Raw genomic sequence first — 1062 nt, forward strand, 5'->3', positions numbered from 1 at the left:
CTTTATTACTAAATGTCCCCTGCTTTTGCTTGAGATACTCAAAGGCAATGTTGGCTGAAGCGCGATAGGCTAACAAAACAATATTCTGATAGCCTTGCTGCTGTAAGTACGAAATACCAGCGTTCACGTGCGCAAGCGCTTTGTCTTGGTAGGGAATTGCTTTTAGCTGCTTTTCTTTATCGGCAAGGTCTATATCAACAGGTTTATCTGGATCAGAACTGTCTTCGGTAACTGCATCGTCTTTGTCTGCCGCTTGCTCACTTTTTTCCGCCTCACCATCTGACTTATCTTTTCCACTATCCTCGTTTTTGGCTGTCTTGTTGTTTAATGCTTCTGCCAAAGCAGGGCTTAGTTCAAGCTCATCAAATTTCTTTACTGGTAAAGCTCGCTCTGGGACTTTGTCTATGGAAGCGCCTGGTAATGAGAGCGCCAAGGTATACCAACCCGCCTCTGGAAGCCCACTGCGTACAGGCCTTATTACTTGAGGCCAGTCCGCATGCTGGCCGATACCAGGAACCAATAAAACAGCACCATGTTGTTGCGGCTTTTGAGAAGGTCTTTGTAAAGCCAGAACCTGAACACTTCCAGCAGAAGAACCACCTTCAGGTATGGGGTACTCAACATCCAGCCAAACTACTTCTTTTTGCCTCAATTCCGATATCAGGGCTTGCTGAGTCACCTTATCTAGATCTATATGTCCAACTCTAAGCGCCTCACTCTTGGTTTCACTTTCTTCTTTGCCTTCAGAGGCGTCAGGTGCATCTTCCGCCAGCACCATGCTAGAACTGAATATAAGAGTAACAAGAGCAAGGCAAAACCATTTCATATAAAAACTCATCTTAGTGACACTCGGAGGCACAAACCTATCATCAATAGGCTTAACACTTTACTTATCGGCAACTAAACTATTCGCACCAGCGCTTCTACGTTAGAATAGCGCAAATTATTAATTCCGAGGAAACCATGAGCCAATTTTTGATCGCCCCCTCTATTCTTTCTGCCGACTTTGCACGCCTAGGTGAAGAAGTCGAGAATGTTCTCGAAGCCGGTGCTGATATCGTT

General features: G+C 45.2%; 1 protein-coding gene and 1 pseudogene. One reads left to right on the forward strand and one right to left on the reverse strand.

From position 1 onward, the window contains the following. Positions 1-826, reverse strand: an 826-nt coding sequence (locus A3729_RS14470) for a DUF3530 family protein (RefSeq protein WP_197475862.1), incomplete at its 3' end; no start/stop codon positions are given. 137 nt (positions 827-963) lie between these two features. On the opposite strand from A3729_RS14470, the pseudogene A3729_RS31700 reads away from it, so the two are divergent. Continuing rightward, positions 964-1062, forward strand: a pseudogene (locus A3729_RS31700) (ribulose-phosphate 3-epimerase); the annotation flags it as partial.

The sequence above is a fragment of the Oleiphilus sp. HI0043 genome (assembly GCF_001634935.1).